Source organism: Parabacteroides sp. KHUB-01, from assembly GCF_056640935.1.
Map to the genome: position 1 here is coordinate 670,169 of NZ_CM153256.1, position 24,426 is coordinate 694,594.

At 40.9% G+C, this 24,426-nt stretch carries 20 protein-coding genes and 1 tRNA gene; 6 read left to right on the plus strand and 15 right to left on the minus strand.

Features of this window, described 5'->3' with window-relative positions:
• Window positions 1–77 precede the first annotated feature (77 nt).
• The 7 genes from ACYIAR_RS03150 to ACYIAR_RS03180 form a co-directional block, all read right to left on the minus strand.
• Window positions 78–1,730, minus strand: a complete 1,653-nt coding sequence (locus ACYIAR_RS03150; protein WP_480332120.1) for a glycoside hydrolase family protein — start codon at window positions 1,728–1,730, stop codon at window positions 78–80.
• Window positions 1,731–1,756: 26 nt separating this feature from the next.
• Window positions 1,757–3,130, minus strand: coding sequence for a glycoside hydrolase family 140 protein (locus ACYIAR_RS03155; protein WP_480332121.1), 1,374 nt, complete (start codon window positions 3,128–3,130; stop codon window positions 1,757–1,759).
• 765 nt (window positions 3,131–3,895) lie between these two features.
• Window positions 3,896–3,969: transfer RNA gene (locus ACYIAR_RS03160), tRNA-Arg, on the minus strand.
• A gap of 271 nt (window positions 3,970–4,240) precedes the next feature.
• Window positions 4,241–5,182: a malate dehydrogenase gene (mdh, locus tag ACYIAR_RS03165; RefSeq protein WP_480332122.1), complete on the minus strand. Its 942-nt coding sequence runs from the start codon at window positions 5,180–5,182 to the stop codon at window positions 4,241–4,243.
• A gap of 110 nt (window positions 5,183–5,292) precedes the next feature.
• Window positions 5,293–6,477: a class I SAM-dependent rRNA methyltransferase gene (locus ACYIAR_RS03170; protein WP_480332123.1), complete on the minus strand. Its 1,185-nt coding sequence runs from the start codon at window positions 6,475–6,477 to the stop codon at window positions 5,293–5,295.
• Window positions 6,478–7,065, minus strand: coding sequence for a 3'-5' exonuclease (locus tag ACYIAR_RS03175; RefSeq protein ID WP_480332124.1), 588 nt, complete (start codon window positions 7,063–7,065; stop codon window positions 6,478–6,480).
• Entirely contained in the window at window positions 7,062–7,613 is a 552-nt protein-coding gene (locus tag ACYIAR_RS03180) for a DUF5063 domain-containing protein (RefSeq protein WP_480332125.1), read from the minus strand. The genes ACYIAR_RS03175 and ACYIAR_RS03180 overlap by 4 nt, the downstream gene beginning before the upstream one ends.
• 100 nt (window positions 7,614–7,713) lie before the next feature.
• Here ACYIAR_RS03180 and mtgA point away from each other — a divergent pair, with 100 nt between their 5' ends.
• Together mtgA and lipB are read left to right on the plus strand one after the other, a co-directional pair.
• A complete protein-coding gene (gene mtgA / locus ACYIAR_RS03185; RefSeq protein WP_480332126.1) occupies window positions 7,714–8,409 on the plus strand; it encodes a monofunctional biosynthetic peptidoglycan transglycosylase in 696 nt (231 codons plus the stop codon).
• A 37-nt stretch (window positions 8,410–8,446) separates the two neighbouring features.
• On the plus strand, window positions 8,447–9,112 hold the full coding sequence (gene lipB, locus ACYIAR_RS03190; protein ID WP_480332127.1) for a lipoyl(octanoyl) transferase LipB: 666 nt from the start codon (window positions 8,447–8,449) through the stop codon (window positions 9,110–9,112).
• Here the strand turns inward: lipB and ACYIAR_RS03195 are convergent, their stop codons facing one another.
• Entirely contained in the window at window positions 9,113–13,456 is a 4,344-nt protein-coding gene (locus ACYIAR_RS03195) for a translocation/assembly module TamB domain-containing protein (protein WP_480332128.1), read from the minus strand.
• A 260-nt stretch (window positions 13,457–13,716) separates the two neighbouring features.
• On the opposite strand from ACYIAR_RS03195, the gene tsaD reads away from it, so the two are divergent.
• Window positions 13,717–14,736 (plus strand): tRNA (adenosine(37)-N6)-threonylcarbamoyltransferase complex transferase subunit TsaD, encoded by a 1,020-nt coding sequence (gene tsaD, locus ACYIAR_RS03200; RefSeq protein ID WP_480332129.1) that lies wholly within the window; start codon window positions 13,717–13,719, stop codon window positions 14,734–14,736.
• Complete coding sequence (locus ACYIAR_RS03205) at window positions 14,736–15,221, plus strand: CinA family protein (RefSeq protein ID WP_480332130.1); 486 nt, start codon at window positions 14,736–14,738, stop codon at window positions 15,219–15,221. Before tsaD ends, ACYIAR_RS03205 begins: the two co-directional genes overlap by 1 nt.
• 221 nt (window positions 15,222–15,442) lie before the next feature.
• Here ACYIAR_RS03205 and ACYIAR_RS03210 read toward each other — a convergent pair whose 3' ends face one another.
• From ACYIAR_RS03210 to ACYIAR_RS03225, 4 genes are all read right to left on the minus strand, one after another.
• On the minus strand, window positions 15,443–16,120 hold the full coding sequence (locus ACYIAR_RS03210) for a hypothetical protein (RefSeq protein ID WP_480332131.1): 678 nt from the start codon (window positions 16,118–16,120) through the stop codon (window positions 15,443–15,445).
• Window positions 16,110–17,156: a DUF4373 domain-containing protein gene (locus ACYIAR_RS03215; RefSeq protein WP_480332132.1), complete on the minus strand. Its 1,047-nt coding sequence runs from the start codon at window positions 17,154–17,156 to the stop codon at window positions 16,110–16,112. Before ACYIAR_RS03215 ends, ACYIAR_RS03210 begins: the two co-directional genes overlap by 11 nt.
• 174 nt (window positions 17,157–17,330) lie before the next feature.
• On the minus strand, window positions 17,331–17,744 hold the full coding sequence (locus tag ACYIAR_RS03220; protein WP_480332133.1) for a hypothetical protein: 414 nt from the start codon (window positions 17,742–17,744) through the stop codon (window positions 17,331–17,333).
• 284 nt (window positions 17,745–18,028) lie between these two features.
• Window positions 18,029–18,748, minus strand: coding sequence for a hypothetical protein (locus ACYIAR_RS03225; RefSeq protein ID WP_480332134.1), 720 nt, complete (start codon window positions 18,746–18,748; stop codon window positions 18,029–18,031).
• 730 nt (window positions 18,749–19,478) lie between these two features.
• On the opposite strand from ACYIAR_RS03225, the gene ACYIAR_RS03230 reads away from it, so the two are divergent.
• On the plus strand, window positions 19,479–19,913 hold the full coding sequence (locus tag ACYIAR_RS03230; RefSeq protein WP_480332135.1) for an HU family DNA-binding protein: 435 nt from the start codon (window positions 19,479–19,481) through the stop codon (window positions 19,911–19,913).
• A gap of 61 nt (window positions 19,914–19,974) precedes the next feature.
• Complete coding sequence (locus ACYIAR_RS03235) at window positions 19,975–20,184, plus strand: DUF4248 domain-containing protein (protein ID WP_480330852.1); 210 nt, start codon at window positions 19,975–19,977, stop codon at window positions 20,182–20,184.
• A gap of 186 nt (window positions 20,185–20,370) precedes the next feature.
• Here the strand turns inward: ACYIAR_RS03235 and ACYIAR_RS03240 are convergent, their stop codons facing one another.
• The 3 genes from ACYIAR_RS03240 to ACYIAR_RS03250 all read right to left on the minus strand — a co-directional run bounded on the left by ACYIAR_RS03240 (window position 20,371) and on the right by ACYIAR_RS03250 (window position 24,413).
• Window positions 20,371–21,321: an Rpn family recombination-promoting nuclease/putative transposase gene (locus ACYIAR_RS03240; RefSeq protein WP_480332136.1), complete on the minus strand. Its 951-nt coding sequence runs from the start codon at window positions 21,319–21,321 to the stop codon at window positions 20,371–20,373.
• Window positions 21,322–21,476: 155 nt separating this feature from the next.
• Entirely contained in the window at window positions 21,477–22,403 is a 927-nt protein-coding gene (locus ACYIAR_RS03245; RefSeq protein WP_480332137.1) for a glycoside hydrolase family 43 protein, read from the minus strand.
• Between the two features lie 159 nt (window positions 22,404–22,562).
• Window positions 22,563–24,413, minus strand: coding sequence for a serine hydrolase domain-containing protein (locus tag ACYIAR_RS03250; RefSeq protein WP_480332138.1), 1,851 nt, complete (start codon window positions 24,411–24,413; stop codon window positions 22,563–22,565).
• Window positions 24,414–24,426: the final 13 nt, after the last annotated feature.

A 24,426-nucleotide genomic window follows, 5' to 3' on the forward strand; every position in this document is an offset into this window, starting at 1 on the left:
TAAGATAATAAGTTAACAAGATTATAGAGAACAATTATTAACTACTTGACTCCTCTATTCCCAAAATCCACGTTATCCTATTTCTTCAGGCTCTCTACATTCCAAATATTTTCTCCATTTTCAGATAATATCCTGACAACATATCCTTTGTCAGCATTATCTACTTTATTTTTACAATCCAAAACCAACTTGACATCAGAATATGGTTCAATAAGAGGAATCAAACCTTCGGCAATCAACCTTCTATCTTTACCATCTTCTGCATAAAGCTCAAATTTGGAATCTGCTGAAGCTTTCAGACCAAAGTTATCTATATACACCTCAATCTTATCACCTGGAAGTATTGTAGGTTTTCTGGCAGATAATATCGACGGAGTATAATCAACCCAAGGCACACGCATAAACCCAAAAACCATACTTCCATCCTTCTTCTTACCAATAACTTTAGGAGCAAATTCTTTGCTGTCAACCCCACAACCTTTTGCGTCAAAAACCACAATCAAGTTATTTCCGGACTTTTCTGTTCGCAGAACTTTAGTTCCCTTTCCATAATTCACATATTCCGACGAGCCGAATCTCAAACTGTTTAGATCCAAATCGTCAAAAGGAGAAAATCCCTCTTCTGCCTCAACAAGTACACGTACTTCCTTTGTATCCTCATCAACTGGTTCTTTATTCAGCATTGTAAGAAGCATACCTGGATTCAATGGAATACTGATATTCTTTGAACTGTGGCGGTCGTTAGGCAAATCTTCATTCTTAAGAGTATCAATCACCGCAAAATTAGCCTGTATTGCCCGTCCATATTTATCCTGCAGAATTTTTATCCTCTCATATTTGAACCAGTTCTCGCAATGTCCATCCTTATGCTTCGAAATTACACCAGGCAGATAAGCCTCACCCGGATCAGTAACCCAGTTCACACCGTCTTTGGAACGTAAATAAAAGGCAATTCTTCCCAGCCAGTCGTTTACAATCAAATGATACTGCACATTATCTTTCCAAACAACAGGATCTTCAAACTCTCCATCAACGGCAGGATAAACCATCATGTTGGAAATCTGACTATATTCGGACAGACCTGTACGGCTAATCCACACACCGCCACCACGGCATATCATCAGATTGGATCCATCCTCACGTTTAGTAAATGTCAGATTGGAAAGTCCTTCAATAATTTTCCTGTCACGAGGATTGAATTTGAATTTCCCATATTTCCATGGACCGTCCAAAGAATCTGACAAATAATACCCATCTATTACATATACTACATATTGCCCGTTCTTAGCTTTGAATATCTCAGGATTATGCCCCGGTCCTATTGTGTCCTTTATAATATATGGACCAACAGAATTGTCACAGACAGTATGATAAACTATCGACTGTGGCCATGTGTGATGTCCCTTTGGCGAATCCTCACGCCACCCGCAAACATACAAATGATATTTTCCATCATCACCTTTTATAATATTTCCGCCCCAATATGACCGAACATCATCTTCTATTCCATTATCAATAAAGCGGGGAACAACATTTTCTCCGCCCCAGACTTTGGCTGAAAGTTTACCTTCCGGCATCGGAAGAAAACGGTCTATAAAACGGGATCCTTCAACCAAGTTATCCCATTCCTTAGGACGCGGACGTTCTGTAATCTGTGAAAACACACTGGCACTTCCCTGACAGACAAACAGCAAAAACGCCATTGCTAAATTTCTTTTAATAGTATCCATAGATTTAAATCTTTTATCTGCCATATTCATTTCCTCACCAAAAGCACCCAGTCTTCCCCTTTCCCATCATCTGGAACGGAAAAGCCGACGCTATTCGAAGCCTTACAAACACCGGCATCTGTATATTCGCCGGTTCTCGGATTCATCCACCATACACTAAGTTTACTGCCATTACCAAGCTGCGACAGATCACAAACAATATCCCTGCCATCCGGAATATACACCAAAACATATGAATCTCCTCTCATGGCAACAACCTTATTATCCGGATTTTCATTTGGAGAAACAACTATTCCATAGTCAGGACAACGCTTCTCCCAACTTATGCTCTCCATCAATCTGCGGGCATGAATCATATCTCCGGCACCTTCCAAATCCAAGGAAGTGTACCAATTGCCACGAGCCAATCCCACAGCCTCATGTTCCGGTGATTTCATCTGCCATATATCATGACATCCATAAGTATGTCCCAAAGCCCCGGAAAACAAATTCCAATATAAAGCCTTTCGCACATCTGCCGCATCAAACCATCCTAAAGAATCCGGTTTCCAGCAAACCGGATGATTCTCATATCTCGGCTCGGCATCCATACACGGCTTCACCGGTTCCATCTCATAGTCCCGTTTTATCATCCTTTCATAAACTGCATAATTCTGCTGGCAATGTCCCGTCTGAGCCATATTGAAATCCAACCATTCTTCATTATGGAACCAGTCGGACGACGAATACTCGCCTTGCGGATGGAAAGACATAAGATGATTCTTGTCAACAGATTTTATTCCCTCTGCAAGGGCATTCCATATTGCAAAGTTTTTGCCACCGCCAAAGCGGTCGCCACCGTTTATCCATATAATATTGGGGAAATCCTTATATCTTTCGCCAAGCCATTTCCCATATTCAAAAGCATTCTTCTCATTAAAGATCTCAGGACCAATACCCCATTGCTTGTCCACCTTGTCGCCCCACGTAGGCAACATACCAATATATAGACCTTTATCACCGGCAATTCTCACAACTTTATCCACCCATTCGAAATATTCCGTATTAGGATTCTCCGGAGAATTATCAATCAATGGTTTATTCCCATTTCTGTCCGGAGTATTAAGTCCGTCAATCTCAGCTAGAACTACTGCCTGTATCACACTAAATCCCTTAGCTCTTCGATTCTCCAGATATTTCTCAACCTCTTCCTCGTTCAAACGGTGAAAAAGCTCCCATGCAGTATCGCCCAAATAAAAGAACGGCGTACCATCTTCATGCTGAAGATAGCGCCCATTTTCTGAAACCTCTAATTTACCATGAGAAAAATCCACTGAATTGCCTTCCCATAAGTTTTCCTGGGCATTTCCCTGCATTGTCAGCAATACAAACATTGCTAAACTCAAAAACCGTTTTTTCATATTATCTTATCTCTATTTAAGATTCCAAAACATTTTTGTTACTGTTCGATAGCACTTTATTTTATTTATAACCTTATAAGGTTTATATGTAACATAATATAAAGCATGCACAACATATATGCAATATTCGTAAAATTTCTCAAAATATGCAAGTAGGGATATAGTAAAATACTAAAGACAGAAACTACTATCATATAATTAAACCTGTACTAGTTTCCAGATCATAATGTATATATATTTAATTCCTTTTCCTATTTTTGTACAAAACCAATTATTAATAAAGTATGAAGGCTAAATTATTACTTACATTGTTTGTCTTTTCATTTTGTTTAAGCATGACATCATGTGTAACAAGGAGACATCATCACCCTGGGCCTCCACCACCACATAAGGAAGTGCCACCGGGGCATCATCATAAAGAAATACCTCCAGGACATGCTAAGAAAATTTATGGGGATAAGTCAGCAAAAGATCATGCTCCTGGACACAACAAGCATAAGCATAAATAAAAGACAACATCAAGAACAAATCATGTGCGACAGAGTAATCCCTATCTGTGTCGCACATCTTTCAAAACTTTGTATGGTAAAATTTAAAATTGAGAGCTGCAATTGAGATTAAAATTTCAGGACAAGTTTTGGACAAGTTCTTTTACTCAAATTTGAGGATATTGTCCTTTTTTCTAATTTCAAAAATAAAGTAATAATAAAAAGAAAGCGAGAAAACTCGTATTGGTTATCAATACTTTAGTTTTCTCGCTTCAAGTGATCAGGCTGGGATTCGAACCCAGGACCCACAGCTTAGAAGGCTGTTGCTCTATCCAACTGAGCTACCCGACCATCCTTCTCAATTGCGATGCAAAGGTAGGTGATATTTTTTATTATTCCAAATGTTTTGGAAACTTTTTTCAAAGAAAAATTGATTTTTTATTCTCTTTGCACAAGAATCTACCATCAATACCTTATATATCAAAATATTGCAAATATAACCCCAATTGCGTTTTTTTCGCTCAAAACAAAAAAAAGAGATTGCAAACGGAGTTTCCATATTGCAATCTCTCAGTATTTTCTTCAGCAAAGCCAACAAAAAGGCTCAGAATGCTTAAAAAAATTATAAAGCACCTACTTCCTTCAAAGCTGCATTTGTTTTGTGTACAGCTTCAGCGCTCTTGTCGAACAATGCTTTTTCTTCAGCGTTCAATTCCAATTCAACGATTTTTTCGATACCGTTCTTACCCAAGATTACTGGAACACCGATGCACAAGTCTGAGTGACCATATTCGCCTTCCAAATATACAGAGCAAGGGATCATCTTCTTCTGATCGTGAAGGATTGATTCAACAACGAATGCTCCAGCAGCACCTGGTGCATACCAAGCTGATGTACCTAACAATTTAGTCAATGTTGCACCACCAACCATTGTTGACTGAACGATTTCCTGCAATTTTTCTTCGCTCAACAATGTGCTTACAGGAATACCTTTGTATGTAGCCAAACGAGCCAATGGAATCATTGTTGTGTCACCGTGACCACCGATTACCATACCTTCAACTTCGTTTGCGTTGCAAGCCAAAGCCTGAGACAAGAAATATTTGAAACGTGAGCTATCCAAAGCACCACCCATACCGATGATACGGTTCTTTGGCAAACCTAATGATTTCAATGCCAAATATGTCATTGTATCCATTGGGTTAGAGATAACTACCAAGATAGCGTTTGGAGAATATTTCAAGATATTCTGAGCTACGCTCTTAACGATACCAGCGTTAACACCGATCAATTCTTCACGAGTCATTCCCGGTTTACGAGGAATACCTGAAGTGATAACAACTACATCAGAGTTAGCTGTTTTTTCGTAATCGTTTGTGCAGCCTACAACTGTTGTGTCGAAACCTAACAACTGAGCTGTCTGCATCATATCCATTGCTTTACCTTCAGAAACGCCTTCTTTAACGTCCAACATTACAACTTCGTCTGCCACTTCATTGAAGGCAAGAACATTTGCACAAGTAGCACCTACATTACCGGCACCAACAACTGTTACTTTTGACATAATGATTTAATTTAAATATGTTATTATACAATAAACTTGCTTTTCCTAAGCATTGACAAATGTACTAATGTTTGATTGAATAAGGAAATTTTTCCTTATTTTTTTAGAGCTTACTCAACATACAGTACCAGTCCTTTCAGATACTCTCCTTCCGGATGATATATATTTACCGGATGGTCAGCCGGTTGTGTGAGCTGATGAAGAATCCTTACATTGCGTCCAGACTGGGCTGCAGCACTGAACACTGCAAGACGGAAATTCTCCTTGCTTACTACCTGCGAACATGAGAATGTAAAGATAATTCCGCCCGGCTTAATCTTTTCAAATGCGATGGCGTTAAGTTTTCTATATCCCTGAAGAGCATTGCGGAGAACATTTTTATGTTTTGCAAATGCTGGTGGGTCAAGTATAATCAGGTCATAGTTACTTCCCATTCTTTCCAGATATTTGAATGCGTCTTCGGCAAATGCCTGATGGCGCTCGTCGCCAGGGAAATTCAGTTCCACATTTCTGTTTGTCAGAGAAATTGCTTTTGCCGAACTATCAACTGAATGAACCACTTTTGCTCCTCCCCTCATTGCATAGAATGAAAAACCACCGGTGTAGCAGAACATATTCAACACAGAGCGGCCACGCGAATATTTCTCAAGCAATGAGCGGTTCTCACGCTGGTCAACGAAGAATCCGGTTTTCTGTCCTTTCTGCCAGTCAACACAGAACTTAAGTCCATTTTCCAAAGCAATATCCTCAACATCACCTCCAAGAAGATAACCATTTTCACTGTCGATATCTGCTTTATAAGGCAATGTTGTTTCTGACTTATAATATATATTCTCAAGCAAATCACCGATAACAGCTTTCAAAGCCTTAGCTATTTCGTGACGTGCATGATGCATTCCTACTGAATGTGCCTGCATTACTGCTGTGTGGGCATACATATCAACAACAAGTCCCGGAAGACTGTCGCCCTCACCATGTATAAGGCGGAATGTGTTGTTTGTCGGAGTGTCAACAAGACCGAGTGAGCGGCGTATGTCAAATGCGATTCTGATACGTTCTTCCCAAAACGACGCATCAATCTCACGCTGGCGGAACGACAACACTCTCACAGCTATACTGCCAATCTGATAATGGCCCACCGCCAGGAAACGGCCGTTAGATCCATAAACCTCAACTAAATCACCTTCTTCAGGCTGTCCCTCGATTTTACTGATTGCTCCGGAAAACACCCACGGATGAAAACGCAACAGCGACTCTTCTTTCTTGGGCTTTAGAAATACTTTACAATAGCTCATTTATTCGTGATTATTCAGATGTTTATAAATTGTAAGGCATGCCCAGGCATCCAATGCCGCATATTTTTTCTGCGGCTCGGTCAGCACGTCGGCCTCCCAGTTCGACAGGCGCTGCCCCTTTGATATTTTCTTCTTAAACAGAATTGCATATATTTTCTGCAAGCTGGCTGCGTCAATTCCGTAGCTGCCGACAATCGACTGCAGGTCGATAAAATTAACCGGCTCCACTGATGAACGCTTGCGTAAGGCTCCGAAATCGTCGCGGAGAGAAAGTCCGATTTTCGTTACTTCCGGACTCGACACAAACTGTTTCAGCGACTCAGGAAAGCCTATATAGTTCAGACGAAACAGAAAGCATGTGTCGTCTGTTGAAATTTGGATTAGCGATACTTTATAGTATTGTCCTTTCTTGAAGCTCGGACGTGTTTCAGTGTCAAAACCCACAAGATTGTATTTCATAAGATATTCCACTGCCTTGTCTGCTTCTGCCTTGGTCTGTATAACTATTATACGACCGGCAAATTCCTCAACCGGCAATGTAGATATCTCTTCCTTCGTTATTGTCTGTAGTGCATGCTCTGCCATCATTTCTCCTCATTTGATTCCCACAATTCATCAGCACCATAACGGAGATTATGCAATGCTCTCAAAGCATTGAGCAACTGCTGCCCCCAATAATCCTTGAAGTTGTTATAGCACAAAGCTATCGACTCGCGCATAACTTCTTCATTTCCCTGGCGGAACAATGCAACAAAATTTCCTGTGTCCTGATATACATCTGCCAAATTCTCCGAAATAAAAGCAGCTATGGCGGTTTCGCTATATGCCATGTCGGCATGGAAAGTTTCAAGATATGTATCCTTGTCCGCCAGAAGGGCTGCAATGCGCGAACGGACCGAATCATACATATCTTCAGTCACACTGAGTTCAGGTTCGTAATAATCGTCCGCCTCAATCACAGGAAGAAGTGAAGCCTTGAGATAAAGCAATGGCAGTATCTTTGTTGCCTTATCAACAAATTCAAGTGCTTCCATCTCACCCGCATGCTCAACAAATGAGCAATATTCAAGCGCAACGGTTACAAACTCAAGTGTATTATGCGAATATATCGGATTATTGTCTTTTCCTTTGTCCATAAAAATGAAAACTGCTTTTAAAAATTCCGTTCTGCAAAAGTACGAATTTTTCTTATAATATACCTAATTTTGTCAGTCGGCAAGTAAAATCTGATTTATCATGAATTTGATAGGGAAAACTATAAGAATAATTCGCAACATTTTAATCGTGCTGTTTGCAGGAAGTATATTGATGGTGATTGCATACCGCTATATTCCTGTATATTTCACTCCTCTTATGGCAATAAGATATATTGAGCAAATAAAGGATGGCAAAAGCAAGGGAATAAAACATGAATGGAAAGATATCGACAATATCTCACGCAACCTGGTTATGGCAGTGATTGCGTCGGAAGACAATCGCTTTATGACTCACAATGGTTTCGACATTGAGCAGATAAAACTTGCCCGTGCCGAAGCTGCCGCAGGCAAGCGAGTACGCGGAGCCAGCACCATATCACAGCAGACGGCAAAGAATGTGTTCCTATGGCCGGGAAAAACCTATTTCAGAAAAGGACTTGAAGCATATTTCACATTGCTTATAGAATTTATGTGGGGAAAGGAAAGAATTATGGAAGTTTACCTGAACTCCATCGAAATGGGCAACGGGATTTTTGGCGCCGAAGCCGTAGCCAAAAGCCATTTCAAGAAGAATGCCGGGAAACTAACAAAAGGCGAAGCCGCTCTTATTGCCGCGTCTCTGCCCAATCCCAGAAGATTCAATTCCGGAAAACCTTCGCCATATATGTATAAAAGGCAGAAGCAGATTGTTTCTCTGATGGGGAAAATTTCTCCGGTTGAAATTGGTTGTAAATAGTTCAATTTGATTTGTATAACTTTATTCAATAATATCTATGAACAGTTTCCATTACCACGATTTGGGAAAAATAAAATATGAAGATGCTCTGAAAATACAAACTGAAAAGTTTGATGAATCAGTGCAGAAAAAGAGAAATGGAGAAATTGCCGACAATCATCTGTTTTTCTGCGAGCACAATCCGGTGTTTACTATCGGAAAAAGCGGAAAAGATTCAAACCTGCTCATTCCGGAATCTTTATTGGAAGAAAAAGGTATCAGCCTTTATCATATCGGACGCGGCGGCGACATAACTTACCACGGCCCTGGACAGATTACCGGCTATCCGGTGTTCGACCTCGAGCGCTGGAATATCGGTCTGCATTCATATATCGACAGAATGGAAGAAGCCGTGATTCGTTTCCTCTCGCTATACGGCATAAAGGGCGAAAGACTAGATGGTGCCACAGGTGTATGGATTGAGCCTCATGTTGCAGGACGGGCACGCAAGATATGCGCCATTGGAGTGAAGAGCAGCCGCTATGTTACGATGCACGGCTTCGCACTGAACATCAACACAGACCTCAGCTATTTCAAGCTTATCAATCCTTGCGGATTCACAGACAAAGGAGCCACTTCCCTTGCCAAGGAGCTTGGTTCGGAACAGGATTTCGAGCTTGCCAAGGAAAGACTGAAAGATATTTTCGCCGAATTGTTTCCTTAATCATTTCACCGCCGTCGAATCCGCTTTGGAAACTTTATCATCCTTCTTTTCCTTGTTTATGAAAGGCAGGGTGAAACGACGGCGGCGGAACATCTCTGAGAAATTGGAGAAATCACGCTTGAACATAATACCAACGCCCTGAGTTGTAAGCGCCTGCTTCAGATACTGATATAAATCATTGGCGTGATTATACGCCTTCAGGCGAATATCTCCACTCTTTGTCAACTTATATTCCAAATCAAATTCGCCAATGAAAGCATTCTTCTGAGTAGAATTATTCTTATATCCAAAGTTTCCGTTAAAAATAAGTCTGTTGTTGAGCAACTGGCTTGAAAGGAGCATTTCCACCTCAGTATCAGTTATTCCGTCTTCACTGGCACGGATATTAGTTCCTATCTGGACTTTATCAGTTATGTTGTTGAGCAAACTCGACAATTGTGATGACAAAGCCGACGAAGCAACAGCCGTGAAATCATTCGAGCCTTTTGTTCCCGTATATTCCGGAGTATAGAACTTGTTGAGCACAAGCAAATACACGATTTGTCGCGTCATCATATCTTCAGTGTCAACAAGGCTCTTCATCTGTCTCTCCAGCTCTTCATTTGAGCCCGGCAATTCCAAATCGAATGAAATCTTAGGACTGCGCAACGAGCCGTCAAGATTCAGCACACAATTCACAGGAACATTTGTTCGCGGACTTTCAAGTGCCAAATTCTGGTCCAAGTCTCCAATGTTTGCAGTAAGATTATATATCGCATTGATATTCATATTTGCCTCAAGCGGATCGCCATTGAAATTGATTATACTTCCTTCGCGAATCTTGAACTCCTTATGTATCAACTGCTGCAAGCTGAAATTATAACTTCCGCTGAGAATACCCACGTTTCCATACATTCTCAGGTCAGTCTTGTCGCCATACTGAATCTGGAGGCTTCCGCTTCCATAACCTTTGATATGGTCTCCTGCATTCGGGTCCATTATAAGTTCAATGTTTGCATCCGGAGTGATGTCGAGCAAAAAGTTCATACGCATCTCCGCCCCTTCGTCCTGCGGAAGAATAGGAATATCAGCAACATTGTGCACCGAATCTTTGTTCTGAGCATCTGCCTTCAGCTTCTTTCTGTCCACAAATGTTATAAAGTCATATTCTGCGGCCTTTGAACCACCCATAAAATTGAGAAAAACAGACGTACGAGGTTCACTCTTCATATTTATATCAAAATTGAGCAATTGTTCGTTTCCACCGATTCGTGCGGTTCCACTTCCGAAAACAGTTCCGTATATCATAGGATTATGACGTTCCGAAGCATCATACATAAGCATATTCTGGGCTTCGATTGCAACCGAGAAATCATAATCCTTGAAATGTTTATGATTGAACGTAAGGTTCACACTGGCAGAATTATTGAACTTATCATAAACTTTCAGATTCCTTGTTCGCACCGACTTCGAATCCAGGAATATAGAATCGGAGAAAGTGTAATATGTATTCAGGAACTCAATGCCTAAGCCTCCGTCGCGCACAAAAGCATTCCCCTCCACATTAAGAGCCTGGAAAGGACCATAAAGGCGAACATTACCGGAGCCAAAACCTTTTATATTCTGCACCACCTTTTCAACGAAAGGATGCAGAAATGCAATATTGATATCATTGGCGTCGAAGTTTAAGGACAATCCTGCCGGACGCTTCTCACTCTTGACCGGATAAATATATCCGTAAACGTCAGTCCATGTTGAGTCATCCTTGAATATCGAGCCTTGCATCAAAATACCCTTCTCTTTGTCGTCCCATTCACTGAAAAGGTCCAGTTTACCCAAAGCCACCTTATTAAACGAAAAGTCTTTTACAATCAAATCCGTATTCAATATACGACTTCCATATAAATCGTTGATATTGAATTTTCCGGTTGCTTTACCGGCAAACTGAAGCACAGGAATGTTCAGGATATCGAATATATTGCTAAGTTCAATATCATTCAGCTCAAGATTAAGAGTGTCTTCCGGCGAAGGCGATACAAACCCGTTTATCTTGGCATATTGCATTCCATGATAAACATAAATATCCTTCACTTCAACCCGTTTGTCCTTCAGAGAAATAAACGCCGGAGAAATATTCCACACTGAATCGTTAAGAGTCATCTGAGTCGGATTCAGTGTTATTTCCGTAAGCAAAGATTTCTTTTTCTTCTCTTCCCGGATTTCAGTGAACAAGGTTGATGCTGATATCTCTGCCTTGAAAGTCTTTTCCTTGTTGTTTGCCCAGTTTACCACCGTATTGAGCACATTATCTTTAGCTCCAAGCTTCAAGTCCAGATAATTCTTCCTTCCTTTCTCATTATAACTTGTAGCTCTCAGTTTAAGTTCGATTTTATCAGTAAGATTGTCGCAATCCACATAACCCGACTGGAAAGTAGTCTTTCCCAACTTGAAATGCGGCAAAAAGGCCTCAAGCCTGAAACGGTTATACTGATTATTATACAACCCGGTTATCCTTCCCGGAGAAAGAACAGTGAATGGCAATTTCAGTGTATTCGACAAGTCTTCTGTATTCTGAACCGTAAGCAGCAGAGAGAAATTATTTTCCTTTATATCCTTGATATTCTTCTTTGACACATTAATCAAAGCCGGAAGATAAGCGCTGAATGTATTCATAAAACTTGGGAAAATAGTCTTGAATGAATACGCCCCAGTCACTTCCCCGTTCAACAAGTCAGACTCGATTATCAGTTTTCTGTCCAACGAATGTCCCGAAGCTGCCACTTTGAATTGTTTCAGGAAGAAATTGCTTGGCTTCGTATTGAAAGTAATACTGTCAACAATTATGTTTCCTTCAATATTGTCAATATTATTTCCTGAGAAATCGGCATTCAGAGAAAAACTAATATCCGGCTCCTCATATTTCTTTGTCAGATTCAACTTATCAGGATGGAAATTCTTGACTTTTGCCATAAAATTGAAAACCGAATTCTTTCCATTATGACTGAAGAAGCCGTCTGCGTGAAGAGAACCGTTAGGGTCATTTATCATAAGACAGCCATCAAAAGCATTTCGGCTGAAACTTCCATCAACAGTTATATTCTCATATTTATATCCTTTATAGTCGAACTCGTTTATTGTAGATTCAATTTTTCCGGCAAAATGCCCGTCTACAGGCCGGGATGCATCTATCGAGATGTTCAACTTCGCCCTGCCAAAAGGATTTCCTTCGGGGAACAGTCGCTCAATCTTAAGGCTCGATGTGGAAATATTTCCTTTGAGGAATGCAGCAATATTTTCTTCCTTGTTCTTTCCGAACACAAGGTCAGTCTGCAAACTTCCAACCGAGGTTGAAAGCTTACCATAAGCAACAAGATTATCGAAAAAGCCAGATATTTCGCCTGTGAAATCAATTGTTCCCAACTTGGTAACCGGTGCAGGAAGATTTACCGGTGATTTGCTAAGACTGTTTATGAGCCAGTTCAATCCGGAAGATGTGATGAACATACTGTTCACCTGGCCGAACAGATAAGCATCAGAAGGATGGCTTATTCCTTTCAGCTCCATTTTGCCAGACAGCCTCAACTGCTTATTATAGTTGACCGACAGATTCTGAAGATAAATATGATTGATTGAGCCGGACGCACTGGCTGAAATAGAAATAGTGTCCGAAAAATTCTTCAGAGCCGGAACAAACGCCGAAATATCTCTCAGACTGATTTGCGATGGCGCAATATGCAATCGCATTGGCGAATCTAGCAAATTCTCACGAAACATCGAATCAACAGGCGGAAGCTTTAAATGCGCCTGCATAATTTCCAGATTAGTCTGCGGCAGTTCCAGGTGGAAATCCGTAACATATGCGCTGTCGCGATTTGCCACAACACCAACAGTAAGCTTATTCAGAGAAAAACCTGAAGCTTCATCAAGGCTCAATTTCTTGACCTGGGCATTAAGACTGTCTTTATTGAATGCTCGAAGCGAGATTTTCGCACTTACATTCTGAATGTCGATATGCTTAGGATTGAATTTCCCGGGCGAGTAAGGTGCATCTTCAATATCAAAAGAGAAAGCACCTTTGCGCACAATAACAGTGTTGAACCGTAAATCAATATTACGCTCCTTTTTCACTGTATCCTTCGATGCAAAAGCATCTATCACAAACTGGAGATTAAGCGGCTCGCCGGAAGTTTTCTTCGACAGACGGACAGTCGGGCTGAACAGACGGACTGTGGTAAACACCATTTTCCCATCAAGCAAAGGAAGCATTTCCATTCCGGCAGACACATGAATAGCCCGGAAAAGCTCTTTGCCCTGCTGGTCTTCCAAATATAAATCCTCAAGAACAACACGGTTTGGCCATTCCATATCTACTCTGCCTATCTTGACAGGCACACCCAATCGCTCTGTAAGTTCTTGCGTGGCAGTTTCCGAAATCTTGTTTTGAACATACGGGATGCTGACCAGAATAGAAGGCAGAACATACAGAAAACCAACTAGAATTAGTAGTAAAACGGTTATGTATTTTAATCCTCTGATATCAGTACTTATAATTATTTAAGCACAAAAATAGAATTTTATCGCGATAGATTTTGTTATTTTGCATAAAAAAGTAAACCGAATTTATTATGAGTATAACAATATTAGGCATAGAATCATCATGCGATGATACTTCTTCATCAGTTATCCGCGATGGAGTTATGCTGTCAAATGTAATTGCCAGTCAGGCTGTTCACGAGGCTTATGGCGGTGTCGTTCCGGAACTTGCCTCACGTGCTCACCAGCAGAACATAATCCCAGTCGTGTCCGAAGCAATCAAGCGTGCAGGAATCGACAAGTCCGAAATTGACGCTATTGCTTTCACCCGCGGACCGGGACTGATGGGCTCACTCCTTGTCGGCACATCATTTGCCAAAGGTTTGTCGGCATCACTCAATATCCCGATGATTGAAATCAATCACTTGCAGGCTCATGTGCTTGCCCATTTCATAAAGGAAACTCCGGAAGACGACCATGCTCCTTCCTTCCCTTTCCTTTGCCTTTTGGTTTCAGGAGGAAATTCACAGATTATAAAGGTCAACGCATACAATGATATGGAGGTTATCGGACAGACCATCGACGATGCTGCCGGAGAAGCCTTCGACAAATGTGCAAAAGTGATGGGACTCGGCTATCCTGGCGGACCGGTTGTGAACCGTCTTGCCAACGAGGGAAATCCAAAAGCATTCTCGTTCAGCAAACCTCATATCCCGGGCTACGACTACAGCTTCAGCGGGCTGAAGACCTCATTCCTTTACACTCTGCGCGATGCCCTCAAGGAAGACCCTGATTTCATCGAAAAGAACAAAGAGGATTTATGTGCTTCGCTACAAGCAACAGTAATCGACATTTTGATGAACAAATTGCGTAAGGCTTCTAAAGACCTTGGCATAAAAGAAGTTGCCGTAGCAGGCGGTGTTTCTGCAAACTCCGGTTTGAGAGATGCTTTCCTTGACCATGCAAAGAGATATGGATGGAAAGTTCATATTCCTAAATTCTCATTCACAACAGACAATGCAGCAATGGTGGCAATCACCGGTTACTACAAGTATCAAGACAAAGATTTCTGCCCAATGGATGCTGCACCATTCTCAAGAGTTCAGATATAATGAAAACAGAAGAGAAATTGGCGGAATTGCTGCGCGAACATAATCTTAATATGTGTTCGGCAGAAAGCTGCACAGGCGGAAGAATTGCCAACATTATCACATCAATGGCAGGAAGTTCGGAATATTTCAAAGGCAGCGTGGTGGCATATTGCAACACTGTTAAGCATAATGTCCTCGGCGTTTCGTCCGAAGATTTAGAAAAATACGGTGCCGTGAGCAAACCGGTTGTCGAGCAGATGGCAACTGGCGCCTGTCGCGTTCTGGATTGCGAATGTGCTGTTGCCACTTCAGGAATTGCAGGTCCGGGCGGTGGCTCGGCCGAAAAACCTGTTGGCACTGTGTGGATAGCTGGCGCCTTCAAATCCAAAGTTGTTTCGGAATGTTTCCATTTCGAACACGACAGAGCCGGTAATATTGAGGCTTCGGCTAATACTGCGCTGCGCATGCTTTGTGAGTTGGTTGCTGAAGAGATTGAAGGGAAATAATAAAAATTCTCATTATCAAATCTTTGGATGGAAGCGTTTAATCATATTGCACTGGTAATATATTGTGTATAAAACACATATTAAGCCTTGAAAGGACATACCTTACCTCAGTTATGCCTTTTCAAGGCTTATTTTTATAAAAATACATTAGGGATATCAAACTTGCGCAATATTCTTGACACTGTCATCAGATGCTCTGCATCATAATCTGATTATCTTCCTCACGCCCTCATTTCCCCCCACTCATCAAACTCCTGCCTGAGCAGCCACGCCATCGCACGTGATTTTATAATATACTGACAAGCATGCTCCGGAATCACAAGTCCTTCGGTCGGTTGGAAATCCTTGAAACGCTCCATGGCTTCCAGTTTCTGCTCGCGGGTGTGATGGATAATTCCACGGTCTTGCAAAGTCTTGTAGATATATGGCGGGCGGAGCATTTCCAGACTTTCTCCATTTTTGTAGCGGCGGAAGGCTTCGCGGACGTATTGCATATCCCGGTCAGCAGAAGAAAGGCTGTTGTCAGCAGAAAGGGCTTTTTGCTGTTCTTCTTCCTGAATTCTTTTGCGCACCTGTTGGCGAATATCGCTTGTTTTGTACTTTTCAAGCCAATACAATAGCACACGGATATTTACACCGTAATAATCACCATATTTGCCTTTTACGCCATTATCGAAACAGAACTTTATTTCTTCCATCGTATAATTTGAATATTCACGGAATATATCCTTTGCCAATGTTATAGAAATCAGCGTTATATCATTTTCCGAATATTTTGACACTCCTGCCAACGCATAACATCGGGTTATGCATGATGATAAAAAATCTACGACTTGCTCCTGCGTAAAAGTATGAATCTTGGGCATTCGCATTGCCCTGCTTAATATTTCAAAAGACATTTTCTAACCCTCCACTTTTTCTTAATATTTCACGTGCCATAATTTTTGCTTTTTTACCACATTCCATTGCCTTATCAACATTCGACAACGGCTCCGCTTGTCGTCTTTCAAAATTATAGCTACGTTTTTTTTCTTTCCTGTTCTGAATTTCGTAAGCTGATTTGAAATCCAGGCAACGCCACCAGTTTATAAATCTGCGTTTGTAGTCGTTTATGGTTGTTATCTGTCCGCTCTCGCCCATTGAGATTATATGAGACTCGAACAACGGCAAAATGTCTTTCAGAAGGTTCAATACTTCCATACCTTTTCCGCTGCTGCGAACAATGCTGCTTAACCATTCTTCATCCTTGCGAAGCTCCTCATACCATTTATGGCATTTGGCTTCAAATTCGCCAATTCCGTTTCCAACTATCTGGAAAACATTTTCGGATGATGATTGCACTGTTTCCGGTGACAGAACCTCTGCTTCCACTGTTTCTACTTCAGAATCATTTTCAGAAAAATTTTTCGCGGATTCGCTATTACTACTACTATTAAAAAAATTATATACTTTTCTTTTCTTTACTCTACTTTCCTTTACTTTACTTTGTGGCATTTCTTCCGAATTAACCGGGGTTTTTTCTGCAATAACTTGAGTTTTTACCGGAATAACTGCCATATCAAGCAAATAAGGCATTGTTTTTATGTTTATGTTCTTTTTTATCTTTGCTGTAAAATATCTTTTTTGAATCTCCACAGAAGTTAGAATTCTCTTCGTTTTCCACATTTCCGCATCAAACAATTTTAGATTAACCAAGCCATCAAGCATCTGCAATGATTCGTCTTCTGTTATTCCGAATAAATCAGACAATTCAAAAACTTCATTATCCTTTATTTCAATATAATATGAATTCTTGTATATTTCACAAAGCAAAAATACGTAAGCCATAAAACCTTTTTCTCTATATTGTTTTATTACTCTGCGTATCTTTATATTATGCAATATATCTACATCCATTGGAAAATAATCCAATCCTTCTTTTATTGGTCTAGCCATAATGTTTTCAGTTTATTAGTTTTTATTTATTAGTTAGCTATTTATCAAGGCTGAAGGCCTTCTTATAGCCCAGGGTGTGAGCCCTGGGTCTGGCATAAGATCGAGAGAAGGAGTGCTGAAGGAACCTTAAAAACTCCCGCACTTTTTCTGCATTAATCATGTAGTTTTTCATAATTACGCAACTTTTTTAGGTTCTACATTGGTGTTTTCTATTGTCAGGAACTTGTCCAGTCCGTAACGCTTGCCCTTTGTGATGTAGAGCAGTGCTTCACGTTCGCAAAGTGACATGTCTTCAAGAAGGCGGTCAATCCAAGCATATTCATCTTTGCCAAGATGCAGACGGACAGCCATATTAGTTGAAGACTCGTAATTCACTGAAAGATGGGCATATATGGTCAGCAACTCACTATTTCCCGACGGTTGACGATAATATCCGTCAACAACAAGATTGTGATAACTTGTTCCCGTGATTTTTTCAATATGGAATGCAAGGTTTTGCATTGCCAACGCAAATTCTTCGTGAATCGGCGCCTCATTGAAATAAACTGTGCGATAAGTATCGTCATTTTTTTCATCAAAAATTTCCATTTCTACTTTTAAGTAGTTACTTTTGATTGATATTTGAAAAATCCTTTTTTCAGATGTCATAATATTATTGTTTTTAAATATTTATAAATTTCAACGGGTTAACCTAAGACGTGAGTCTTGGGTTAACTTTTTTTGTCTCTGTCTCTGTTCCAACGGATTTGCAATCCGTTGGTTATTCTTGGTGGATTTGCAATCCACATTGATTGGAACGGGATTAAAAATCCCGAATAGCATACACATTGGATTACAAATCCAATGGAACGGACTACTTAATTTCTCCATAATCACGCCGCTTTAGGTTCTTCCTTATATTCCACGCATGGAGAATCAATTCTAACACCTTTCCTAGCCTGTTGTTTCGCAAACATCAGCATCGGGTGCATTATGCGGCGAAGGTCTGCATCGGGCAATCCCTTGCCGACATTTTCCCACCAGAATTTGAAAAGCTCGACATAACCGTCAACGGTAAGAGCTTCCGGTATCAGTTCCATTTCAACGGCGTTCAGTTGCAACGAAGCAAGACCGGATGTGCGGCGTTCCGCAGCACGATTATAGGCTTCTGCCTTTTTCTTCTCGTCCGTGATTTTTCCGATACGTTTTTGCGACATTTCGTAATTCTTCTGAAGGCGAGCTGCTTCGGCTCTGGCTTTTTCGGCTACAGACTTAAGGTATTGCTTCAGCAACTGATTGCAATTATAAGCCGGAGATTCGGATTTTTTCGGATCAATAGCATTTTCAAGAGCAACAAGCTGCTTTTGCAGTTTAGTCAGAGCATCAGTGAACGGTCGGCGTTTTTCGTGCATCGTCCGGACCGTACTTGAGCATTCGGAAATGTAAGTACGGATTTCATCGGCAAGATTTTCATTCATACCATAAGTTTCGGCTTGCACAAAAAGTTTTTCACCGGTGGTCTTAGTTGCAACGCTTTTCCCGGCATTTTCGTTTAAAACGGTCTCAAAAGAATTGATGTCAATTTTGAGAGTTATTGATTTGTTTTTTCCCATATATTGAGATTTAAAGTTGATAAGTGGACTATTCCTCTTATCTTATAGTAACAAATATAACTATATATTTTTTAACCACAAAATATTTATACTATTAATTTACAATATATTTAATTTTTTATGTTATTGTTTTTTTATTTAAAATATGTTTATACCTTAGTACTACTTTGATATACTAGTGCCTATCCGAACCTATATGGAAATACGTCCGTATATATTCTTTCGTGGGGCAATATATATTTCTCCGTGGGGCCGGACCTACAAAAAATGGCTTCGGGGCTTTTTAGATATACATCAACATTTATTCTCGTATTTATACTATTATTGAGATACAATGGAATCTTTCGGAAACCATAAGCGGACAAATGCGGACAGTGGGAAAAATGGAGGCGGTAACTTTGCAATAGATTTAAACACGGAGACAAGAATTAGGATTGAACCGCTCCTTCAGAGCTTGTATGTGGGTGGCGGCATAGCCCAGGGCTCACGCCCTGGGCTATGCCAAAGGCTTTCAGCCTTATACCTCCGTTACAACGGATTTGCAATCCGTTAGTTAATCTTGGTGGATTTGAAATCCACACCATTGGAAACGGGATTACAAATCCCGAATAAATTTCCATTGGATTGCAAATCCTATGGAACGGAGGCTTTCAGCCTAATTCCTTGTATCTGTAACCTTGTCAACTCGTTAACTCATAAACAAACTTATAAACTCAAAAACTTAAAGCCTATGCCAGTAAAGTACCGTTTAGTAAAAAGAAAAGTAAGCGACCTCAAAGGTGGTCCGGCAGTCGAAAAATCATTTGCCCAGACAGTCTATAACGCAACTATCGAGTTGGAAGATGTCTGTGAACTGGTGTCGATGCGTTCGTCAATGTCGAGCGCCGACGTGAAAAGTATCATCGATTCGCTCAACTACGTGCTTGCCTTTGAGATGAAGAAAGGAAACATCGTAAAATTGGGAGAAATCGGAAACTTCCGCCCGTCCGTATCGTCAATCGGCGCAGGAGAAGGCGAGGAATTCTCGGTGGCAACCAATATGCGAAAGTCAAGAATCGTGTTCACTCCGGGCAAGCTGTTGCAGAATATGCGTTCAGGATTGTCATATTCCGAAGTTGAGCCGGTTGTGGTAACTGAAGTTTGCGACAAGCCTCATTTGGAGTAAATCCACTGAAAAACAGTATGTTTTGCTTGTTTTTGTCATAATTTTTCACTATTTTTATATTATGAAAAACAACGCATTACATATGAAAGAACTGGCGGTTATGTATTTTCCGAACAGCACCGCCAGTTCGGCACGCCGCCAACTAAAGCGTTGGCTGATGCTCAACACTACGCTTTGGGAGTCGCTTCTCGAAGCCGGTTATATCAACGGACAGCGGGTTTTTACGCCGCTCCAAGTTAAGTTAATCTTTAAATATTTGGGAGAACCGTAGGAAAGAGACGAAGGAACAAGATGACAAGGGGAATGGCGCCCTCTGTTCCAATGGCTTTGCAATACACATCATGGGGAAACAGGATTGCAAAGCCAATGGAACAGACCTCATGTAGCCTTCTCAACTATCTCTTGTCGACTCATCAATTAATGAACTTAAAGCCTATCTGTAAAATTGAAATGGAAATCAATTTATATTTTCTATCTCTTCCACACTTAACCCTGTATATTTCACTATAATTTCATATGGGACATTATCTGCCTTCATTTTCTTTGCCATATTATATTGAGCTTTCTCCATTCCTTCCTCAAATCCTTCAGCTCTTCCTTCAGCTCTTCCTTCAACTCTTCCTTCAGCCAGTCCCTTAGCTCTCCCTTCAGCTAATCCCTTAGCTCTTCCTTCAGCAATTCCCTCAGCAATCGCCTGTTCCTTCATATAATTCCACGTATTATAATTATCACGGTAAACTTTGAGGCAGGCTTCATATTCATCACGTTCTTTCTTGTTCATATTGACAATACGGGCTAGCTCTTCCAAACGCTGGAAAAGTGCCTTCTGTCCTTTGAACTGTAAAGATTCCAATTTCTCCATATGCTTTAAATTGTATAGCCAATAATCCAATGGCGTTTCACATTCTTCTTCCGTTTTGTTGAATAATGGAAATTCGATAAATATCTCACGTATCATTTTTGATACAGGTTCACCCGTTTCCTTATCGGCAAGGATTATGTCAGTGCGCACCTTGTTAGTCTTGCCACTTTTAAAATTAAGGAAGAATATTCCATATACGGGTACTATATCGAAATTCCATCCATCGCCAATCTTGTCCTGACCGGCTATGGCACGGCAAATATAATAAAGTCCACGCTCATAAATATAAGGCTGGTTGCAATTTTGCATTTCTACTATAAACATATTGCCGTCTTTGTCCTTGCAGCGAAGGTCGAACACTGCTGTTCTGCCGTCTGAGGTTTCAGGGGGCATTTCAGTGTTCATATACGTAAGGTCTTCGATATGACGCTCGCCTTCCAACAAATCATTGAGTAAATCTATCAGCAGTTCCTTGCTGTTTTCCTGTCCGAAAAGAATTTTAAAACCTCTGTCCACAAACGGACTGATAAATACACTTTGTTTCATAGAAAGATTTTTTATGGTTACATTGCAAGTTTAGGGAATTTTTTTGACAACTACAAATTTTACTCTGGTTTTGGAATAAGCACAGAGAGCACGGATTCATAGAGCTTTTTTATCTAATAATAAATCCCTCGTATTTCCGTGCTCAAAGTCTTATACTACATATCAAGAAGCCTTTCCAATTCCTTTTCCGTAACTTTCAGGACACTTCCATGTCTGATTCCTTCAGGCATTTTCAGCTTATCTGATATTTCATTCCAGTTTTTCAGGTCGGAAGATTCAATCACGCCAAAGCAGCCTTCTGTGTATTTGTCGAAATAGACATAATATTTAGAGCCTAAATCAAGCAAGGTTGGCCCTTCTGCCCAATAATTACCGGTGATTGGTTCCGAAGGTTCTGAATACGGACCTGTAAGTTTATCGGAATATGCAATTCTGATATTCTTCTGAGGCGGAGTGAGAGTTTCATCTTTCAGAAGCATCACATATTTGCCGTCCAGATAATTAATTGAAGCGTCGATAACATTGAATCCGTAATCATAAAGAAGGAATGTTTCTGAGAAAGTTTGGAAATCTTTCGTTGTCACAGCATACATTCTGTGGCTGAGATTGTTTTCCTTGCCTTCGGCTGTTTCCGTAAAACGGCCTTCGATGGTTGAAGCCCAGTAAATCATATATTCGCCGTTCTTGCTGTCATAGGTAATCTCCGGCGCCCAGCAATTTTTTACTCCGTCAACGCCATCGAACACGGGAATCATTTTCTGCTCGCTCCAGTTTATCAAATCACTGCTGCTGGCATAGCCAATTCCCTTTTCGTGCCAGCTGACTGTCCACACCATATGAAAAAGTCCGTCGCCACCACGGATTATACACGGGTCGCGCATCAGTCTGTCCTTACTCAATTCCGGTTTAAGCAAGGATTCACCATTGTTTATGGTGTTCCAAACAAGCCCGTCGGTGCTATAAGCCAGGTGCAATCCGTCTTCGCCATTTCCTGTGAAATAGGAGAAAATATATGCATTTTTCTGGTTGCCGGAACAAGCGGCTAATAAAAATATTTGCAATAGAATTATTATGTATTTCATAGATTTATGCGTATGATTATGTTTAGAGGACAAGGGAACGAGTTGATACTAGTTGACAAGGCTTCAGGTAAAAAGAAATTTCTACTTGACTTCTTGACTACTTAACTCCTCAACTCTCCTTGTCCCTAAAACCTCGTCAACTTAAAATTATCTTCCATCCTACAACACCGGCAACAAATATTTCCATATCAGATTTATTTCTGCCTGCATATCACCGATATTTGCCGTAGTGACAATAACCGCATCCTTTTCAGGAAGCACAATTATATACTGTCCGTTGGCACCATCTGCCCTGAATGCATTATTGCGGCAACGCCACATCTGATAGCCATAGCCTTGCAGCCAGTCGCTGTTGCGTTTGCTCAAACCTTTTGACTTCAATTCTTCCGGACGAACACCGGCAGGAACAGACTCAACCAAAGCTGAAGAGGCAACATCAAACCATGTTTCGGGCAGAAGCTGTTTTCCGTTCCACTGTCCTTTCTGCAAGATGAACTGTCCCATCTTTGCCATATCTTCAGTGCGGATATATAATCCCCATCCTCCGCAGTTGATTCCCTGAGGACTTTCTTCCCAGTTCAGACCAACAATGCCAAGCGGACGGAACAATCGGGGATAAAGATATTCAATAAGGGTCTGACCGGTTACTTTCTGTATTATTGCAGAAAGCATATAGGTTCCTAGGCTGTTATAACAGTAAAATGTTCCCGGTACGTGCTCGAACGGAGCTGAAAGGAAAGCCCTGACCCAATCAACATTACCGGACTTACGAGTCAAGCCTGTCGGGTCTGTATCATGTCCGCCTGTCATAGTCAGCAAATGGCGGATTTCCAATTTCTCCAGATTCGGACTGACGGTTGAAGGAAGTTTATCCGGGAAGAAAGATATAACCTTGTCTGTTTCCTTCAAAAGACCTTCGGAAACGGCAAAGCCTATAGCTGTTGCTGTGAATGTTTTACTGACGGAATTCATCACATGAGGCTTGTTCCATTCTCCTTCACTCATCCATTTTTCAGTGATAACCTTTCCGTGCTGAAGTATCATCAAGCTATGCAAGTCCTGATTTTCTTTCTGAACGGCTTTAAGATATTTATCAACTGCCTTTGTCACTTTTGGAGAAGCTTCGGCACGAGGAAGAGATTTGGTCAAATCGTTATAGCAGATTAGACGTATTCCTTTTTCTTTTATCACATCTTTTACCTTCTGACTGGTGAAAAGATTAGTAACACCCTGACGGTCCTCTGCAACATTTTCATATCCGATGTGTCCGACGGTCTGCATTTCTTCGTTGTCCAGCGCCGGGTGGTCGATAAACATATAATTCTTTCCCGGCTCCAGTTTGTTCAGACGGCTGATAAAGCTTTTCTCCTTTTCTTCAGAAGTTTTGCTTGGTCCGTCATATCCCGCATATGAGAAGTTATATTCTTTCATGGAATCGGCTCTGTCCACAGCCGGAAGATTATATTCCTTTGCAAGACGTTTGACGAGAGCATTTACTTCGGGAGAAAATCCTGTTGCGCCCATATGTCCGGAAATATGGCTGATTTGCGGAATATTCTTCAAAGCCAACTCTATCTGAGCTCTGAATTCCTGTTCTATTTCATCTATGTTCCATTTATTCTCAGTAATTGCCAATCCGGGATAGTTAGGATTCTTTCCCATCATCGGGAAGAAATATCCATTGCTATCAACCAGGCTCGGGCAGTTAGTGAGCGGTCGCCATTTTATATTGTCCCATTCACTTGTGATGGCAAGGTGCAAGCCGACATCAATTCCGGGATTTTCCCTCAGCATACGTGCTGCCTCCGGGAACCAGGGAGTGACAACCATAACTTCGATTGAGGTTTCTATTCCGTTTTTGTAACCTTCCATACAAGCAATGTTGGCTGAACGGAATGAACCCATATCATCTGCCCTTATAATCAGATTTGCTCCATTATTCTGAGCAAAAGCAGAGAATGCAGAAAATGCACACATAAATGCTGTTCCTAATAAAATATGTTTTTTCATGATATTGGAATTT

What these genes read in the sequence shown, in the direction of transcription:
- ACYIAR_RS03150 (WP_480332120.1), bottom strand. Translation starts at nt 1,730, where the DNA reads ATGGATACTATTAAAAGAAATTTAGCAATGGCGTTTTTGCTGTTTGTC.
- ACYIAR_RS03155 (WP_480332121.1), bottom strand. Translation starts at nt 3,130, where the DNA reads ATGAAAAAACGGTTTTTGAGTTTAGCAATGTTTGTATTGCTGACAATG.
- mdh (WP_480332122.1), bottom strand. Translation starts at nt 5,182, where the DNA reads ATGTCAAAAGTAACAGTTGTTGGTGCCGGTAATGTAGGTGCTACTTGT.
- ACYIAR_RS03170 (WP_480332123.1), bottom strand. Translation starts at nt 6,477, where the DNA reads ATGAGCTATTGTAAAGTATTTCTAAAGCCCAAGAAAGAAGAGTCGCTG.
- ACYIAR_RS03175 (WP_480332124.1), bottom strand. Translation starts at nt 7,065, where the DNA reads ATGATGGCAGAGCATGCACTACAGACAATAACGAAGGAAGAGATATCT.
- ACYIAR_RS03180 (WP_480332125.1), bottom strand. Translation starts at nt 7,613, where the DNA reads ATGGACAAAGGAAAAGACAATAATCCGATATATTCGCATAATACACTT.
- mtgA (WP_480332126.1), top strand. Translation starts at nt 7,714, where the DNA reads ATGAATTTGATAGGGAAAACTATAAGAATAATTCGCAACATTTTAATC.
- lipB (WP_480332127.1), top strand. Translation starts at nt 8,447, where the DNA reads ATGAACAGTTTCCATTACCACGATTTGGGAAAAATAAAATATGAAGAT.
- ACYIAR_RS03195 (WP_480332128.1), bottom strand. Translation starts at nt 13,456, where the DNA reads ATGGAATGGCCAAACCGTGTTGTTCTTGAGGATTTATATTTGGAAGAC.
- tsaD (WP_480332129.1), top strand. Translation starts at nt 13,717, where the DNA reads ATGAGTATAACAATATTAGGCATAGAATCATCATGCGATGATACTTCT.
- ACYIAR_RS03205 (WP_480332130.1), top strand. Translation starts at nt 14,736, where the DNA reads ATGAAAACAGAAGAGAAATTGGCGGAATTGCTGCGCGAACATAATCTT.
- ACYIAR_RS03210 (WP_480332131.1), bottom strand. Translation starts at nt 16,120, where the DNA reads ATGTCTTTTGAAATATTAAGCAGGGCAATGCGAATGCCCAAGATTCAT.
- ACYIAR_RS03215 (WP_480332132.1), bottom strand. Translation starts at nt 17,156, where the DNA reads ATGGCTAGACCAATAAAAGAAGGATTGGATTATTTTCCAATGGATGTA.
- ACYIAR_RS03220 (WP_480332133.1), bottom strand. Translation starts at nt 17,744, where the DNA reads ATGGAAATTTTTGATGAAAAAAATGACGATACTTATCGCACAGTTTAT.
- ACYIAR_RS03225 (WP_480332134.1), bottom strand. Translation starts at nt 18,748, where the DNA reads ATGGGAAAAAACAAATCAATAACTCTCAAAATTGACATCAATTCTTTT.
- ACYIAR_RS03230 (WP_480332135.1), top strand. Translation starts at nt 19,479, where the DNA reads ATGCCAGTAAAGTACCGTTTAGTAAAAAGAAAAGTAAGCGACCTCAAA.
- ACYIAR_RS03235 (WP_480330852.1), top strand. Translation starts at nt 19,975, where the DNA reads ATGAAAAACAACGCATTACATATGAAAGAACTGGCGGTTATGTATTTT.
- ACYIAR_RS03240 (WP_480332136.1), bottom strand. Translation starts at nt 21,321, where the DNA reads ATGAAACAAAGTGTATTTATCAGTCCGTTTGTGGACAGAGGTTTTAAA.
- ACYIAR_RS03245 (WP_480332137.1), bottom strand. Translation starts at nt 22,403, where the DNA reads ATGAAATACATAATAATTCTATTGCAAATATTTTTATTAGCCGCTTGT.
- ACYIAR_RS03250 (WP_480332138.1), bottom strand. Translation starts at nt 24,413, where the DNA reads ATGAAAAAACATATTTTATTAGGAACAGCATTTATGTGTGCATTTTCT.